The organism is Photobacterium minamisatsumaniensis (assembly GCF_050336695.1).
Classification (GTDB): domain Bacteria; phylum Pseudomonadota; class Gammaproteobacteria; order Enterobacterales; family Vibrionaceae; genus Photobacterium; species Photobacterium minamisatsumaniensis.
On the sequence record NZ_JAKJSI010000010.1, the window covers coordinates 215,721 to 232,013 of the forward strand.

The window sequence follows — 16,293 nt, forward strand, 5'->3', positions numbered from 1 at the left end:
AAAGGGGGATTTCAGAAACAGAAGAAGGAGCTAGAAGGAATAACGGCTATTCAGTTATCCCTTCTTTTTATAATGTTTTTTTATATGAGATTATTTATAGGCATAAGAGTGTTTATTCTAATTCATGCTAAGAGCAACAATTGGATCGGTATAATGTAAATCGAACGCTTCCGCGACTTCTTTGCAGGTGATCTTGCCAAAGATGATGTTCATCCCAGCTAAAAACCCAGGATCCTCAAGCAGCGCTTTTTTATACCCTTTGTTCGCTAAATTAATCACATAAGGCAATGTTGCGTTGTTAAGTGCAAATGCCGATGTTCTTGCGACGGCACCGGGCATATTGGCAACACAATAATGCACTACGCCATCAATAATGTAAGTTGGATCAGTGTGAGTGGTCGGGTGAGAGGTTTCAAAGCAGCCGCCTTGATCAATAGCAACATCGACTAAAGCAGAGCCTTGCTTCATCTGTTTTACATGCTTGGCGGTGATCAGCTTCGGTGCTGCAGCCCCCGGAATCAGTACCGCGCCAATAATCATGTCGGTATCAGGTACCAGTTTATTAATGACCTCTTCAGTAGAATAAATGAGCTTTACACGGCCTTGGAATTCGCGATCTAATTCACGCAATGTTTCAAGGTTACGGTCAAGTAGAGTGACATCAGCACGCATGCCCAGAGCCACCCTTGCTGCGCTAGAGCCTACGACGCCACCACCGAGGATCATGATTTTGGCTGGTTCAACACCGGGAACACCGCTGAGTAATAGCCCTCGTCCACCATTAGAATTCTCTAGTGTTTGGGCTCCTGCTTGGATAGACATTCTGCCAGCGACTTCCGACATTGGGGCTAAAAGAGGTAACTTTCCAGTGTGATCGGTGACTGTTTCGTAAGCAATACAGATAGCTTTGCTAGCGATTAGGTCTTTTGTTTGGGGAAAATCTGGGGCAAGATGTAGATAGGTGAATAATATTTGCCCTTTAGAAAGCATGGCTCTTTCTTCTGCTTGAGGCTCTTTTACTTTGACAATCATCTCTGATCTGGTAAAAACTTCTTTAGCGTTAGAAATAATAACAGCGCCTGCGCTTTCATAGTCTTGGTCTGTCAACCCAATACCGTCACCGGCATGGGTTTCAACAAGTACTTGATGGCCAAGTGAGACGAGCTCACGAACACTACTGGTTACTAAGCCCACCCGGTACTCGTGATTTTTGATTTCTTTGGGTACACCAATGATCATCCTGCTTCTCCCTTGGTACTCAGTATGATTGGCTATAGACAAGGATGTAAATGCAGATCTAATGGCAGTATAGTTGGCTAGTTAGAGTATTTGATTCTAAAATTTGGAAAGTTGTAGTATATTTTTTTGCAAGGAAGTAAGAAGGTGGAATAAAAAATGGTAGATACCAAGAAGAAACCATCCAAGGAATTGGATCGTATTGACCGTAATATATTGAATGAACTGCAAAAAGACGGTCGAATTTCGAATGTTGAGCTATCCAAACGTGTTGGGCTATCGCCAACGCCGTGTCTTGAGCGCGTGCGTCGATTAGAGCGTCAAGGCTACATTAGTGGCTACACTGCGCTTTTAAACCCTCAATATCTTGATGCGTCGTTACTTGTGTTTGTTGAAATCACACTTAATCGTGGTGCAGCAGACGTATTCGAGTTGTTCAATTCGTCAGTACAGGAACTAGAAGACATTCAGGAGTGTCATCTTGTTTCTGGTGATTTCGACTACTTGTTGAAGACACGTGTATCAGATATGTCGGCATACCGTAAATTACTGGGTGAGACACTACTTCGTCTTCCTGGTGTTAACGACACCCGTACCTATGTGGTAATGGAAGAGGTTAAGCAAACCAATAATTTGGTGATTAAAACGCGTTAACCTGCAATCCTAAAATCTTCGGCTTCAGCTGTAGATATTCTGATTAATCAAGCGACTAAAAAGTCGCTTGATTCGTTTTTATTGCTTCGTTTTTTGCTCAATTCAATTTACCTTCCCATTCCATATTCATGTATTACTGCCATTATTAGCCGTATGCATATGGTTATTTATCTTCAGCAAACATTCGTGATAGCAAATCTTATTCAAAATTCGCAGAAAATCACTGTTTCTTTACTTTCCAAAGATGGCAAACAGTCAAAAAGCCGCATGGTTTAGTATAAGATAGGGGATAAGTTTTTATGCTATCTAGCATTGTGGGATCTGATTAGTCAGGCCGATTACCAATATGGTGATAATGCAATGGTGCTGAATGGCAATTTATTAGTTACATCGGAGTGTTTTTTGAGGAAAGTTAAGGGCAAGAAGCTGCCTAAAATTCGCCTTTCCGGGGGACAGCGCTTACTGGAAAGCTTTCTAATCATCGGCATACTGTCGGCGGTTTTCATCATGGTCGCCTTGTTATCGTTTGACCCGGCTGATCCATCTTGGTCACAAACAGCATGGGAAGGTCCTGTTCAGAATAAAGCAGGGGCTCTGGGTGCGTTTGTTGCCGATACCTTCTTTTTCACTCTGGGCTCACTGGCTTACCCATTACCTGCTGTTATTGTTTTAGCTGCTTGGGTGCTTTTTCGGCGTCGAGAGCAACAAATTGCCATTGATTACATGATTTACGGTACGCGCCTCCTTGGTTTACTGCTGTTGTTTGTAACCAGTTGTGCGTTAGCGGATTTGAACTTTGATGATATTTGGTACTTTTCTTCCGGCGGGGTAATTGGTGATGTTGTGTCTAACATGGCTTTACCCATGTTTAACCTCTTGGGCGCGACCCTTGTCTTAATGTTCTTTTGGGCTGTAGGTTTTACCTTATTCACCGGGATCTCTTGGTTGACTATCGTTGATCGGCTGGGAGAGGGAGCGTTAGGGCTGTGTGCCGCTTTTCTGAATAAAGTACGCTCTGATAAGTCAGAAACATTGACGCCTTTTGCCGCTGAAATTCCCGATGAACATCAAACCGAGTTTGGTAAGCAACTTGTTCAGCAGCAAGATAATGAACCTGATGCCGATGACGTGTTACTTGCCACGTCGAGTACAGAGAAAGACCATCCTCGCGTTAATGATCGTAATGTGTTCGCGCGCAAGGAACCCCAGTTTAATGAGCTTGTGAACGAAACCGTTGATCCATTGCTTGCTGAAACTCAAGCGTGGGAGCAACAGTCTGCGACGGCAGAGCCGGTTATCGTGATGCCTGCTAGAAAGCAAAATCAGGCGGTAACGCCGGAAGCGCTGAACACAACGAAACCAACACAAGCGGTATCGCAACCTGTACCACAGCCAGTGGCCGTGGCTGAAATTGAAACAGTACCGATTACACATTCAGTCAGTAAAGTGGAAAAAATAGCGCCGGTTACAGCATCTGTTGCAGAGCCTGTGCTGGCTCATGCCGTGGCGGCTGAAGTGGTTGATAGCCATGTGAATCAGACTGTTATTGATGAACCGCTGGTGGAAATTACGTCCACGCAACAGGCGAAGGGCATGACGATAGCGGATCTTGAACGTGAGTTGGATAAAGATGAAAACTTTACGGTTTATATGAATGACGCAGAGGGGGCTACGGATAGTGAGCCTCTAAATCAGCCGATGGATATCGCAGCTGAGGGTACTGCTGACATTACTGCTGATAGCATCGTAGAGCCGAATAAGCCTTCACAGCCAAGTCCTGCTGAAATGCAAAGTTATCGTTCTGAGTTGAGTAGTTCACATTCAGTTCAGGCTGAAGCTGTAACATCAGAAGAAATAGAAACAGCACCAATAGAGACAGACCCTGTACCATCGCCTCAACCTCAGGCAGCATTGATGCCTGACCACGAGATAGAAATTGGCGTGCAAGATGGCTTGTCTGAATTGGAGCGAGCAGAACGTGAAAGCGGCACTGTTACCGATGAAGCACTCAGTGATGAAGACGAATTCTTGCAAAAAATTCGTGATGCACAAAAAGCACAGGCACAGGCCGCAGGGTTAGATAACCCATTCTTAATGAAGAAAGATGCCGATTTGCCTACGCCAACAAGCCCGATGCCAACCGTGGATCTACTGGCACCAGCTAGACAGAACGTTCAGCCCGCGAGTGAAGAAGAGCTTAAGCAGACCGCGATGCTGGTGGAATCGAAACTGGCGGATTACAAAATTAAAGCCAAGGTCGTTGGTGTATACCCAGGGCCTGTAATCACCCGTTATGAACTTGATCTTGCACCAGGGGTAAAAGTAAGTCGTATTTCGGGATTGGCAAAAGACTTAGCGCGTGCATTGTCGGCATCGGCAGTACGTGTGGTTGAGGTTATTCCTGGTAAGCCTTATATCGGCTTGGAACTACCTAACGTCAATCGTGAAACCGTTTATATGTCTCAAGTTATTGATAGTGATAACTTCCAACATAAAAAAGGTGCACTACCGATTGTACTTGGGTATGACATTGCGGGTGAAGCGGTGGTTGAAGACCTGAGTAAAACGCCGCACTTATTGGTCGCTGGTACCACCGGTTCTGGTAAATCGGTTGGGGTTAACGTGATGATTCTCAGCTTGCTGTATAAGTGTAAGCCAGAAGAATGCCGCTTCATCATGATTGACCCGAAAATGCTTGAACTCTCTATTTATGAAGGTATTCCTCACCTACTAACAGAGGTGGTAACTGACATGAAAGATGCAAGTAATGCCTTGCGTTGGTGTGTTGGTGAGATGGAACGCCGTTATAAACTGATGGCAGCGGTAGGGGTGCGTAACCTCGCTGGATTTAATGCCAAGTTAGAAGAGGCTTCCGCCGCAGGGCACCCTATTCATGATCCGCTGTGGAAGCCGGGTGATAGCATGGATGAATACCCACCAATACTGGAAAAAATGCCAAGTATTGTGGTGATTGTTGATGAATTTGCTGACTTAATGATGGTTGTCGGGAAAAAGGTAGAAGAACTGATTGCCCGTCTAGCACAAAAAGCGCGAGCGGCAGGTATTCACCTCGTTCTGGCAACACAGCGACCATCAGTGGATGTTATTACAGGCCTGATTAAAGCGAATATTCCAAGCCGCATGGCATTTACTGTTTCAACGAAAACTGATTCACGAACGATTTTGGATCAGGGTGGGGCAGAATCATTGTTAGGTATGGGTGATATGCTTTATTTAGGCGCAGGACAAAACCATCCCGTGCGTGTACACGGTGCTTTTGCTTCAGATGATGATGTACATAATGTCGTTAATGACTGGAAAGCGCGTGGCAAACCACAATATATAACAGGTATTCTAGAAGCAGACCAAGGTACAGAAGGCCTGCTGCCTGGTGAAGCGCCAGTATCTGGCGATGATGATTTAGATCAGCTGTTCGATCAAGTTGCGGCTTTTGTGACTGAATCTCGTCGTGGTTCAGTATCAGGTGTGCAGAGGAAATTTAAGATTGGCTATAACCGTGCGGCACGTATTGTTGAGCAATTGGAAGCTCATGGGATAGTCAGTGCGCCTGGACATAATGGTAACCGTGAAGTTATCGCGCCAGCGCCGCCGCCTCGCGACTAGCCAATTTGTTTTTAACATTCATTTGCAGCCAACGTGTTGGCTGCAAATCTAAAAAGGTCACCCAATGATTAAAAAAACGTTATTCACTTTATTTATTGCTGCACCCATGGTGTTTTCTGTTAGTGCTTGGGCAAACCCGCAACAAGAGCTGAGTACGCGTTTAGGGAAAGTGAATGCCTTTAGTGCTGACTTCAAGCAAAAAGTTGTCAGTCCTGACGGCGATGTTTTGGTTGAAGGCGAAGGTGATGTCTCTATCAAACGACCAAATTTATTCCGCTGGAACACGGAAACGCCAGATGAAAATGTATTAGTTTCGGATGGTAAAACATTGTGGTACTACAGCCCGTTTATCGAGCAAGTTACTGCAATGTGGTTAAACGACGCGACAGATCAAACCCCTTTTGTACTGCTTACCCGTAATAGTACCGAAGATTGGCAACAATATAATGTGTCTCAAACGTCTGATACTTTCACGTTAACACCGAAGAGCAGTGCATCATCAATGGGTAAATTTATTGTGACAGTGGCAAGTACCGGTGAAGTTCGCGGCTTTTCTGTGGTAGAGCAAGACGGCCAACGCAGCAACTTTACGTTTCAACGTTTCTCTAAGCAGACACCAGCGTCTGACTTATTCCGTTTCGCACCACCTCAAGGTGTAGAGCTGGATGACCAGCGTCATTAATCACAAGGGTTGGCTATATTTGTAGCCGAACAGTGTGTATAGAATTAAATAGGTGGTGCTTTGGTGCCACCTTTTTCGTATTTCAAGCGGGTGGCTTAATACTACCTCCCGTAGGTAATGAGGAGTTGTTATCTTGAATAACTTCAGTTTAGATTTTTCGTCGGACTTTCGTCCGTTAGCTGCACGTATGCGGCCACGAACAGTACAAGAATATATCGGTCAGAAACATATCCTCGGTGAGGGTAAACCGCTGCGTAGAGCGTTAGAGGCTGGCCACCTGCATTCAATGATCCTTTGGGGCCCGCCGGGAACCGGTAAAACGACGTTAGCGGAAGTGGCGGCAAATTATGCTAATGCAGAAGTTGAGCGGGTCTCTGCCGTTACGTCAGGCGTTAAAGATATTCGAGCCGCCATTGATAAGGCTCGCGATAACAAGATGGCGGGCCGCCGTACCATTTTATTTGTTGATGAGGTGCATCGCTTTAACAAAAGCCAGCAAGATGCATTTTTACCCCATATCGAAGATGGCACGGTGACATTCATTGGCGCAACGACCGAGAATCCATCGTTTGAGCTGAATAATGCATTGTTGTCACGTGCCCGCGTGTACAAACTGAAGTCTTTAGAAGCGGATGAAATTCTTGAGGTTATCGAACAAGCGCTGGCAGATACCGAACGCGGTATCAGTGCAACCAACGTTTGTTTTGTTGAGGATGTTAAAGCTCGCCTTGCTGATTTAGTGGGAGGCGATGCACGTATGTCACTCAATTATCTTGAGCAGATTATTGATATGGCAGATGAAGATGAGCAAGGCATCAAGCAAGTGACGCTGGCATTATTGGCTGAAGTCGCGGGTGAGAAAATTGGCCGCTTCGATAATAAAGGCGATTTATGGTACGACATGATCTCAGCGGTACATAAATCAATACGTGGCTCTAGCCCAGACGGTGCACTGTACTGGTTTGCCCGTATGCTACAGGCTGGTTGCGACCCGTTATATATCGCTCGACGTTTACTTGCTATTGCATCTGAAGATATCGGTAATGCAGACCCTCGCGCTATGCAAATTGCAGTATCCGCTTGGGATTGCTTTACTCGGGTCGGCGCTTACGAGGGGGAGCGAGCCATTGCACAAGCCATTGTTTATCTCGCTAGCGCGCCGAAAAGTAACGCCGTCTATACCGCATTCAAGCAAGCTCAAATTGATGCGATGAATCACCCTGACTATGAGGTACCTCATCACCTCCGTAATGCCCCCACAAAGCTAATGAAAGAGTTGGGATATGGAGAAGAGTATCGCTACGCTCATGATGAACCGGGTGCGTACGCTGCAGGAGAATGCTATTTCCCACCAGAAATGGCAGGAACGCGATACTACCAACCAACAAACCGAGGCTTAGAAACCAAAATTGCTGAGAAATTAGATTATCTCGCTTCATTGGATGCAAAAAGCACGTCAAAACGCTATCAATAATAAGGCTTTTTGGGTATCGTTGAGGGATCAGCGTTAGGTTGCCTAACGCCCTCTGAATTAAAAATTATTTAGTCACCAATTTGATTAAATAATGTGCCTTTAGAACATTACGAGCACAGGATAAGCATGCTAGATTCTAAATTACTTCGAACTGAGCTGGACGCAACAGCAGAAAAATTAGCGCGCCGTGGTTTCATTCTTGATGTTGAACTATTACGTTCCCTAGAAGAAAAACGTAAATCACTTCAAATCAAAACAGAAGATCTTCAGGCACTGCGTAACTCGCGATCGAAGTCCATTGGCCAAGCAAAAGCGAAGGGTGATCACGAAGAAGCTCAGCGCATCCTTGCTGAAGTCGGTAACCTTGGTTCTGAACTAGACGCAGCAAAGAAAGCCCTTGCAGAGCTTCAAGCTGAACTAGACACCATTACACAGATGGTACCTAACCTACCGGATGACTCTGTACCACAAGGTAAAGACGAAGACGAAAACGTTGAAATTTCTCGCTGGGGTCAACCTAAGGCTTACGACTTTGAAGTGAAAGATCACGTCGACCTAGGTGAAATGGCTGGTGGCCTTGATTTCGCAAGCGCAGTAAAAATTTCAGGTGCTCGCTTTATTGTGATGAAAGGTCAATTTGCACGACTACACCGTGCAATTGCGCAGTTTATGCTTGATCTACATACCGATGAGCATGGCTACACTGAGATGTATGTACCATACCTTGTAAACAAAGAAAGCTTACTGGGTACAGGCCAATTACCGAAGTTTGGTGAAGATCTTTTCCATACTAAGCCTGCGACAGAAGAAGGCCAGGGATTGTCTTTGATCCCAACGGCAGAAGTACCTGTTACAAACATGGTGCGCGATACCATCACTGATGACGCTGATATGCCAATCAAGATGACCGCTCATACGCCGTGTTTCCGCTCTGAAGCTGGCTCTTACGGCCGTGATACACGTGGTCTTATTCGTATGCACCAGTTCGACAAAGTTGAATTGGTTCAGATCACGCGTCCAGAAGATTCAATGGCTGCACTTGAAGAGCTAACAGGTCACGCTGAGAAAGTACTTCAGCTATTAGAATTGCCTTACCGTAAAGTGATTTTATGTACGGGTGACATGGGTTTCGGTGCCATTAAAACTTACGACTTAGAAGTCTGGGTTCCTGCGCAAGAAACTTACCGTGAAATTTCTTCATGTTCGAACTGTGGTGATTTCCAAGCTCGTCGTATGCAAGCACGCTTCCGTCGTAAAGGCGAGAAGAAGCCAGAACTTGTTCATACATTGAATGGCTCTGGTCTAGCTGTTGGTCGTACGATGGTTGCTATTCTTGAAAACAATCAAGAAGCTGACGGCCGTATCACTATCCCTGAAGTACTGCGTAAGTACATGGGTGGGCTAACGCACATCGGCTAATTGCCGATTGGCTATATATTAAAGATGAAAACCCAGCCAGTTGGCTGGGTTTTTTTATGTCTGACTGTTCAAGCATGTTCGGGGGCAGACCGAAAGAAAGGCTGTAGTGGAATATTTTTGATTTTTTATGCTTTAAATGTGAATTAATCTTCATTTGTGGTTGAGTCTGAAATTTTTATCGATATAATCACTCAAAAGAAAAGTTATTCACTATAAGTGAAAGAATAATCATCTAGGGAGCAGTCAGATGAGCGATACACTATTAGCCCAAGAGAAACTTAAGACCAGCCGGAACGTGCTGATGTTTGCAATCCCATCATTGCTGGGGCTGTTTTTTTTCCTTGCACCATTAACCATAAATGGTGATTTTACTTTTCCATTGGCATTAATGGCGAAAGGCTTTAAAGCGTTACTGGGTGAAGCAATTCTTCCAACAGTTGCCGCGGTTATATGCTTTTCAGCACTTTTCTCTGTTGTTGCTAGCACAGTGAAACCTGCCTTTGTGACGCAGTCTCCGCTAATGACAAGGCTGTTTGTATTGACACCTACTTGGTTGGTGATTCGTTCTCTTGGTGCGGTATTCACCCTTGTGGCTTTATACCAAGTTGGTCCTGAAATGATTTGGGATGGTAATACCGGTGGTTTAGTGCTTAACGATTTATTGCCATCACTTTTTGTGACCTTCATTTTTGCTGGCCTGTTACTACCTCTTCTTCTGAATTTTGGCCTGCTCGAGCTATTAGGTACCTTGCTCAGTAAATTTATGCGTCCAGTTTTTCGGTTACCAGGCCGGGCGGCTATTGACTGTATTTCTTCATGGTTAGGTGATGGTACTGTTGGGGTTATTTTAACCAGTAAGCAGTATGAACAGAAAAAATACACGGCACGTGAAGCTGCTGTCGTTGCAACAATGTTTTCACCTGTCGGTATTTCGTTTTCATTGGTTGTACTAACCCAAGTCGGGTTACAAAATTATTTTGTTCCTTTCTACTTGGCTATCTGTTTATCGGGTGTCGCTGCTGCAATGGTTATTCAGTTTTTGCCACCACTCTCTTACAAAAAAGATGTGTACATTGACGGGACTAAACCAAACCGTGACGATGAGCTAGTGCCAGAAGGGCACTCTGCAATGAGTTTTGGCTTAGAGTTAGCCCTACAGCGGGCGAGCAAAGTGAAAAGCTTAGGGTCAGTTGCAAAAGAAGGGGTTCATAACGCATTAGACATGGTTATTGGTGTGCTACCTGTCGTAATGGCTGTAGGTACTTTGGGTCTAATTGTTGCAGAAGGCACACCGCTGTTCTCTTTGCTTGGTGCTCCATTTGTTCCGTTGCTTGAGCTACTTAATGTCGCAGAAGCACAGGCTGCAGCCCAAACGATTTTGGTTGGTTTCACTGATATGTATGTGCCATCGATTATTGCAGCTTCAACCATTGATGCCGATATGACTAAGTTTATTGTGGCGGCGTTATCTGTTACTCAGCTGATTTTTATGTCAGAAACAGGTTCAGTGATCCTGAGCAGTAAAGTGCCAATTAACTTTCTTGAGTTAGTTGCAATCTTCATGCTGCGTACTTTAGTTACTCTGCCCATTATCGTTATGGTTGCTCACTGGATATTTTAATTCAGACATCACGTAGCTGTTAAAAACCCGCTAAATTTCTTTAGGTTCGAAATGCGATTTAGCGGGTTAAAAGGTGAATAACCTTTTGCCCTTCCTGTTCTTCATGCATGGTTACTGCTGGCATCTTTATCGATAACTCTCTGCCGATTTCGCTTAATACATGGTCATAGAACTGGAACAACACATCTGAAACTTGTAAAGAAAATAAATACAGTTCACTTTCTACTTTGGTAGCCTCTGAGTGTCGTAAGTCAATTCGGTTAAATTGTACTGTTAGCTCTTCAAGTATTTGCAGTTCAATCACTTCTGTATAGGGTATGGCAATTTGCTTTAGCCGCCGATGTAATATTTTCAGGTGCAGATTAAGCTCCCTTTCCATAATTTCTTTATCACTGTTACCCGAATAATAATGAATGGTGTACCGGAAGCGGCTAAGGCTATCTATTGCATTGAGTGTGATCGGCCATACTGATTGGTATTGTTTAAAAATAGCGTCTTTATCTGCTGCAATTAAGGTCTGTGTAATCGTGTCATCAATGAGGTAAAGCACATGGCGAATGGTCTTTCCATGTATGGTTTGATTACGCGGGATTGAATAGCTTGGCCATTCATCGAGTAGTTTCGATATTCGCTGCATTAAAAGGCGATACATCGGCTTATTGTTGTGTTCAGCTTGGTTTAGTAAAGAACGAATTAGAGATTGAATGGCCATTGACTCAGCTAAGGCTGGTTGATTCTGATTATGGGGGGTATTGCAAAGTTGAAGATGTGTTTGGCGGCGGTGAAAACGAAGTAAGTGGATTAGCTGCCTTAAGCCAATGATCTGATTGAAGCGACTATTGAGTTGTTGGCGTCGCAACTTCACATGATAAGCCCAAGCACTAATGGCAGTGATTGTGATGATAATGGAAAGGATTAGATAGAGCATATGGCCTCCATGACGCAATTAAGGTCGATAGAGAAAATCCAGCAAATGTTATGCCGTTACCATAGTATATGAACTAAAATTTATCTATTTAAAATCAATGCTTTAAGGTTGGCCGTAAGTTTATCCCTTCGGTCGCGCACCATCGCGGTGCAAAAAGGAAAGGGGGCTGGTGCAAAAAAGGCTCCGAAGAGCCTTTATAATTTTACCATCTGCGCTTAATCACGTTTATGTTACTACGCATTAGTATTTGGTGTTGGGTGAAGATGAATTTCTTCTTCTTTCTCACCTGCGTGCGGGTCATTGAAGCGCTCAACATCTAGCTCGCCTTCTGTTTTCGCGACAATACAAGTCACACAGCTATCGCCAGTAATGTTAACGGCAGTACGGATCATATCAAGCAGGCGGTCAACACCCATGATAATTGCGATACCCTCAACAGGAAGACCTACTTGGTTCAGAACCATTGCCAGCATGATTAGGCCAACACCTGGAACACCAGCAGTACCCACAGAAGCAAGGGTAGCTGTAGCAATTACCATTAAGTAATCGCCCATGGTGAGATCAATATTGAAAGCTTGTGCAATAAAGGCTGTCGCAACACCTTGCATGATCGCTGTACCATCCATATTGATGGTGGCACCAAGCGGTACAGTGAAAGAGGCAATACGGTTTTTAACACCTAGACGCTTGGTTGCCGTTTCCATGGTAACTGGAATGGTTGCGTTTGAAGAAGCCGTTGAGAAAGCGAACATAATCGCATCTTCCATTTTTTTCAGGAAGATTCTAGGGCTTAAACCGGTGAATACTTTGAACAGGGTGCCGTATACCACAAAGCCATGCAGCAATAGTGTACAAGACAGAACTAAGAAGTAACCGAATAGATTGAAAATCGCATCAAGGCCAAGACCTGTGAACAATCTTGCCATCAGGAAGAACACACCGAATGGTGCAATGTTCATCAATAAAGCAACAAGCTTCATGATTACATCGTTTAAATCTGCAAAGATGCTCGCAATACGCTCACCAGGCTTACCTGCTGCGCTGATCGCAACACCAAACAAGATTGCAAAGACGATAATTTGTAATGTGTTCCCTTCCGCCATTGAGTTTATTGGGTTCGTTGGGAACATGTTGATAATAACTTGACCCAAAGATGGCGCTTCTTTAGATGCAAAGTTTGACGCTGCTGCTAGGTCGGCACCCGCTCCTGGCTGGAAGATATTACCCATGACCAGTGCAAGTGTGATGGCAATTGCCGTTGTTGTTATGTAGAAAGCAAGTGTCTTACCGCCAAGGCGGCCAAGAGTACTGATGTCTTTTAGCGTACTTGTACCGCATACCAGCGAGACGAAAACAAGCGGCACAACTAGCATCTGTAAGCTAGCAATAAAGATAGAACCACCAACATCAAACAGGCCATCCACTATGTATTCGTATACAAATGAAGTTTCAGCAAAAAGTGAGCGAATAGCGAATCCTGTCAATATGCCTAATACCATACCGAGAACGATGCGGCCAGTAAGAGACATTTTTTTCTTTTGTGTTTGCATTAAAAGAACACTCCTTATAATTATTCACTCTGTAATTCATTCACCAGAGCGCGGAGCAGGTTAACAGCACTTTAGGTGTTAACGCGAAGTAAAATGCTATTGCGAAGTCAAAGCTATGTTTCGGATCACACTTTTAAGCTCAGAATGATGTTCTGAAAACATAAAATTTAACCATAAATTAACTTGYGACGTAATAATAGCTCGCTTTTTCTACTCTGGTTTCGTGTTGAGCGAAAATAAGCTTCGTTTAAACCGAGTTGGTGAGATATTTAGCTAAGCAATAGAATCAACCATTAACATTGTTTTTTGCAGTATTTCAGTTTGATAACAGTTCTGTTGTTATTAAGTGTAATTGATAAGTTAATACGCCTGCCTTTAAATAAATAATTAGATCTAAGGCATAGATTCTCAGTCATTGCTGGCAGGTATAGCCGTTAAATCATTGTTGCGCATTTAATTGCTTATTGAGTGGATACGCTTGAGTACAAGTAGGTGCAGCCCGCGACTGAAATGTTCAGTATGCGGGCTGTTTAAGGCATGGTGTTTTACAACCGTTAGATCACTGGATTCATCGTATCTTCAAGCAACATATCAATACGTTGGATATAGTCATTATATTCCGCTGTATTTTCCTTCGCAAAGTGGAAGTTACGGAAGTAACGTGTCATACCAGTAAAGAACTTACGCGCTTCATCTTTATTGTCGAAGTTGTAAGCTTGACGAGTAATATGAACAACCTTGTTAAAGACAAACTGCTGGCGTTCAAAGCTACATGATGCATCAACGTCATCGAATGCATCTTGCTGTAGATAAACCATATCAACAAGAAGTGCCTTCTGGTAAGTCACGTAATCGTCAATTGAGATACCTTCTTCACCTGTCACTTGCATCATTTTGCCAATGCTGTCACCGGTTACGATAAGCTGCTTCATCTCTTTGATCGTCGGTACCCACTCTGGGCTGATGTGTTCAGCATACCAAGGTTCAAGCTGGTCAAGATAACGGGACCATGAAATCAACGGGTCGATCGCTGGATAGAAACGCTTATAAGCACGCTCGTAAGATAGACCTAGGAACGTTTTAACCGTACTTAGCGTTGACTGTGTAACGGGCTCTTCAAAGTTACCACCGGCAGGCGATACTGATCCAATCATGGTCAATGAGCCGTTTTCGCCATCTTCGTTGTTGATAACACCACAACGCTCGTAAACACCTTTAATTGATGAATCAAGGTAAGCGGGGAAACCTTCTTCACCTGGGATCTCTTCTAGACGGTTCGATGTTTCACGCATTGCTTGCGCCCAACGTGACGTTGAATCAGCTAGCACCAACACGTTATAGCCCATCTGACGGTAGTATTCACCTAGCGTCAGACCGGTATAGATAGATGCTTCACGAGCAGCAACAGGCATTGACGACGTATTACAGATGATAACCGTACGGTCGATTAGCGTTCCACCGTGCTTAGGGTCAGGCAGATGAGGGAACTCTTCAATTGTTTCTACCACTTCACCCGCACGCTCACCACATGCAACAACGATTACGATGTCTGCATCACAATAACGAGAGATACCGTGTTGAAGTACAGTTTTACCTGAACCGAATGGACCAGGAACGCAGCCTGTACCGCCTCGGGCAATAGGGAAGAAGGTATCGATAGTACGAGTCGTTGTTACAAGCGGCTCCGATGGGAACTCACGCGTCGTATTACCTTCTACAGAAAGGGTATTGGCAATAGATTGACGTACTGGCCATTTCTGGACCATGGTCAATTTGTGCTCTTTACCCTTTGAATCAGAAATATGCGCAATGACTGTATCAACAGTAAAGCTGCCTTCCTGAATCCAAGTAACCTCTACTTCACCTTTAATATGGAATGGCACCATAATTTGGTGAGTAAATCGGCCTTCTTGAACGCTACCTAGGGATTGACCTGCACGTAACTTATCACCTTGACGCACTTTGGCATTGAATGCCCAAGTTTCAGTCAGGTCTAGTGAGTCTACGTGCATACCACGTTTTAGGAATTTCCCATGGATTTGGGCTAACCGCTCAAGAGGCTGCTGCAGGCCATCATAGATTTGAGACAGGATCCCTGGCCCTAAATCTACGGTTAACATCTCACCGCTTTGGATAACGGCATCGCCAACAGCAACACCACGTGTGTCTTCATAGACTTGAATATCAGCGCTATCACCATTTACACGCAGAACTTCAGCCATTAGCTGTTCGTCAGCACCTTCGGTTTGTTTACGGTTTGGAATTACGTAAACAACTTCGTTTTTGATCAGTGCACCCTTAAGTTCAGGGTTTAGACGGATCTTTAGGGTGTCACCAATAACGGCAGTAACGTGTGCAGTCGGTGTTTTGTTAGTCATTTCAGTGCTCATTGAACAACCTGTTTAATTTGTCTTAATCTGGCAGATTACTGGCGAAATCGCCTAGTGCATCTTCGACTAGTTGGTCGAATCGCTCAATCGCAAGTTCACTGTTATAAGTGGTCCAGCGAGAGACTAAATTCCAACGTAGTAAATAAATCACGACAGCCTCAAAGCTGAAACGTTGGCTGCTACCTGCGCGATCTAGCTCATGCCAAACAGCATTAAGTAGCTCTTTTTCAAGCTCTAGGCTTTGGTCATTTTCCATGTACCGAGCGACATCAGGTAGCCACGGAAAAGTAAACTGCAGATTAAAATACGGAATATTCCAGTTACGACGGATATATTCATAGCGGGTACCAAAGCTCCAACGTGGCTCAGAAGGGGCTTTCTCCCCTGCTTTTTTACGACGAAGTGCGGCAACCACTGTACGCATATCTAACCGCCAATCGATAAGGTCACGAAGTACCTTACTGTTCACTGCATCGCGTGCGCGCGTTGCAAATTTGATTAGTTCTGCTTCTTCAATATCATTTTTGCCTTGATCCCAGTGCATGAGGTTTTCAATCATGTCTAGGGTCTTTCTTTCATCGAAAGACAACGCGCTTAAACGACGTTCAAGCTGGTAGCGTGAAATTGGCGTTACTTTACTATCAAACAGTGAATCGATGTGCGGTAGCGAAGTCAGCAGACCATGGTATGCTTTATTCGACATATTCGCTCCTTT

General features: G+C 44.3%; 11 protein-coding genes. 6 read left to right on the forward strand and 5 right to left on the reverse strand.

The features are described from left to right. Positions 1 to 117: 117 nt before the first annotated feature. A complete protein-coding gene (ald, locus tag L4D78_RS01365; protein ID WP_428465274.1) occupies positions 118 to 1,239 on the reverse strand; it encodes an alanine dehydrogenase in 1,122 nt (373 codons plus the stop codon). A gap of 156 nt (positions 1,240 to 1,395) precedes the next feature. Here ald and lrp point away from each other — a divergent pair, with 156 nt between their 5' ends. The 6 genes from lrp (at position 1,396) to L4D78_RS01395 (ending at position 10,710) form a co-directional block, all read left to right on the forward strand. Then, positions 1,396 to 1,890 carry a leucine-responsive transcriptional regulator Lrp gene (lrp, locus tag L4D78_RS01370; protein WP_428455622.1) on the forward strand — a complete coding sequence of 165 codons (495 nt, stop codon included), beginning with the start codon at positions 1,396 to 1,398 and terminating at the stop codon, positions 1,888 to 1,890. A 402-nt stretch (positions 1,891 to 2,292) separates the two neighbouring features. Further along, positions 2,293 to 5,514: a DNA translocase FtsK 4TM domain-containing protein gene (locus L4D78_RS01375; RefSeq protein WP_428465275.1), complete on the forward strand. Its 3,222-nt coding sequence runs from the start codon at positions 2,293 to 2,295 to the stop codon at positions 5,512 to 5,514. Between the two features lie 67 nt (positions 5,515 to 5,581). Continuing rightward, positions 5,582 to 6,196, forward strand: coding sequence for an outer membrane lipoprotein periplasmic chaperone LolA (gene lolA / locus L4D78_RS01380; RefSeq protein ID WP_428465418.1), 615 nt, complete (start codon positions 5,582 to 5,584; stop codon positions 6,194 to 6,196). A 133-nt stretch (positions 6,197 to 6,329) separates the two neighbouring features. Then, positions 6,330 to 7,670, forward strand: coding sequence for a replication-associated recombination protein A (locus L4D78_RS01385; protein WP_428465276.1), 1,341 nt, complete (start codon positions 6,330 to 6,332; stop codon positions 7,668 to 7,670). Between the two features lie 126 nt (positions 7,671 to 7,796). Continuing rightward, on the forward strand, positions 7,797 to 9,089 hold the full coding sequence (serS, locus tag L4D78_RS01390) for a serine--tRNA ligase (protein ID WP_428465277.1): 1,293 nt from the start codon (positions 7,797 to 7,799) through the stop codon (positions 9,087 to 9,089). A gap of 247 nt (positions 9,090 to 9,336) precedes the next feature. Continuing rightward, entirely contained in the window at positions 9,337 to 10,710 is a 1,374-nt protein-coding gene (locus L4D78_RS01395) for a YjiH family protein (protein WP_428465278.1), read from the forward strand. Positions 10,711 to 10,768: 58 nt separating this feature from the next. Here the strand turns inward: L4D78_RS01395 and L4D78_RS01400 are convergent, their stop codons facing one another. The 4 genes from L4D78_RS01400 to L4D78_RS01415 all read right to left on the reverse strand — a co-directional run bounded on the left by L4D78_RS01400 (position 10,769) and on the right by L4D78_RS01415 (position 16,281). Continuing rightward, the gene (locus L4D78_RS01400) at positions 10,769 to 11,638 is read right to left on the reverse strand and encodes a hypothetical protein (protein ID WP_428465279.1); all 870 of its coding nucleotides are present in this window, start codon (positions 11,636 to 11,638) and stop codon (positions 10,769 to 10,771) included. A 233-nt stretch (positions 11,639 to 11,871) separates the two neighbouring features. After that, entirely contained in the window at positions 11,872 to 13,188 is a 1,317-nt protein-coding gene (locus L4D78_RS01405) for a dicarboxylate/amino acid:cation symporter (RefSeq protein ID WP_428465280.1), read from the reverse strand. A 554-nt stretch (positions 13,189 to 13,742) separates the two neighbouring features. Further along, complete coding sequence (locus L4D78_RS01410) at positions 13,743 to 15,578, reverse strand: V-type ATP synthase subunit A (protein WP_428465281.1); 1,836 nt, start codon at positions 15,576 to 15,578, stop codon at positions 13,743 to 13,745. Between the two features lie 22 nt (positions 15,579 to 15,600). Next, a complete protein-coding gene (locus L4D78_RS01415; RefSeq protein WP_428455614.1) occupies positions 15,601 to 16,281 on the reverse strand; it encodes a DUF2764 family protein in 681 nt (226 codons plus the stop codon). Positions 16,282 to 16,293: the final 12 nt, after the last annotated feature.

Coding starts and splice junctions, on each gene's coding strand:
- ald (WP_428465274.1), bottom strand. CDS start 1,239: ATGATCATTGGTGTACCCAAAGAAATCAAAAATCACGAGTACCGGGTG.
- lrp (WP_428455622.1), top strand. CDS start 1,396: ATGGTAGATACCAAGAAGAAACCATCCAAGGAATTGGATCGTATTGAC.
- serS (WP_428465277.1), top strand. CDS start 7,797: ATGCTAGATTCTAAATTACTTCGAACTGAGCTGGACGCAACAGCAGAA.
- L4D78_RS01395 (WP_428465278.1), top strand. CDS start 9,337: ATGAGCGATACACTATTAGCCCAAGAGAAACTTAAGACCAGCCGGAAC.
- L4D78_RS01400 (WP_428465279.1), bottom strand. CDS start 11,638: ATGCTCTATCTAATCCTTTCCATTATCATCACAATCACTGCCATTAGT.
- L4D78_RS01405 (WP_428465280.1), bottom strand. CDS start 13,188: ATGCAAACACAAAAGAAAAAAATGTCTCTTACTGGCCGCATCGTTCTC.
- L4D78_RS01410 (WP_428465281.1), bottom strand. CDS start 15,578: ATGAGCACTGAAATGACTAACAAAACACCGACTGCACACGTTACTGCC.
- L4D78_RS01415 (WP_428455614.1), bottom strand. CDS start 16,281: ATGTCGAATAAAGCATACCATGGTCTGCTGACTTCGCTACCGCACATC.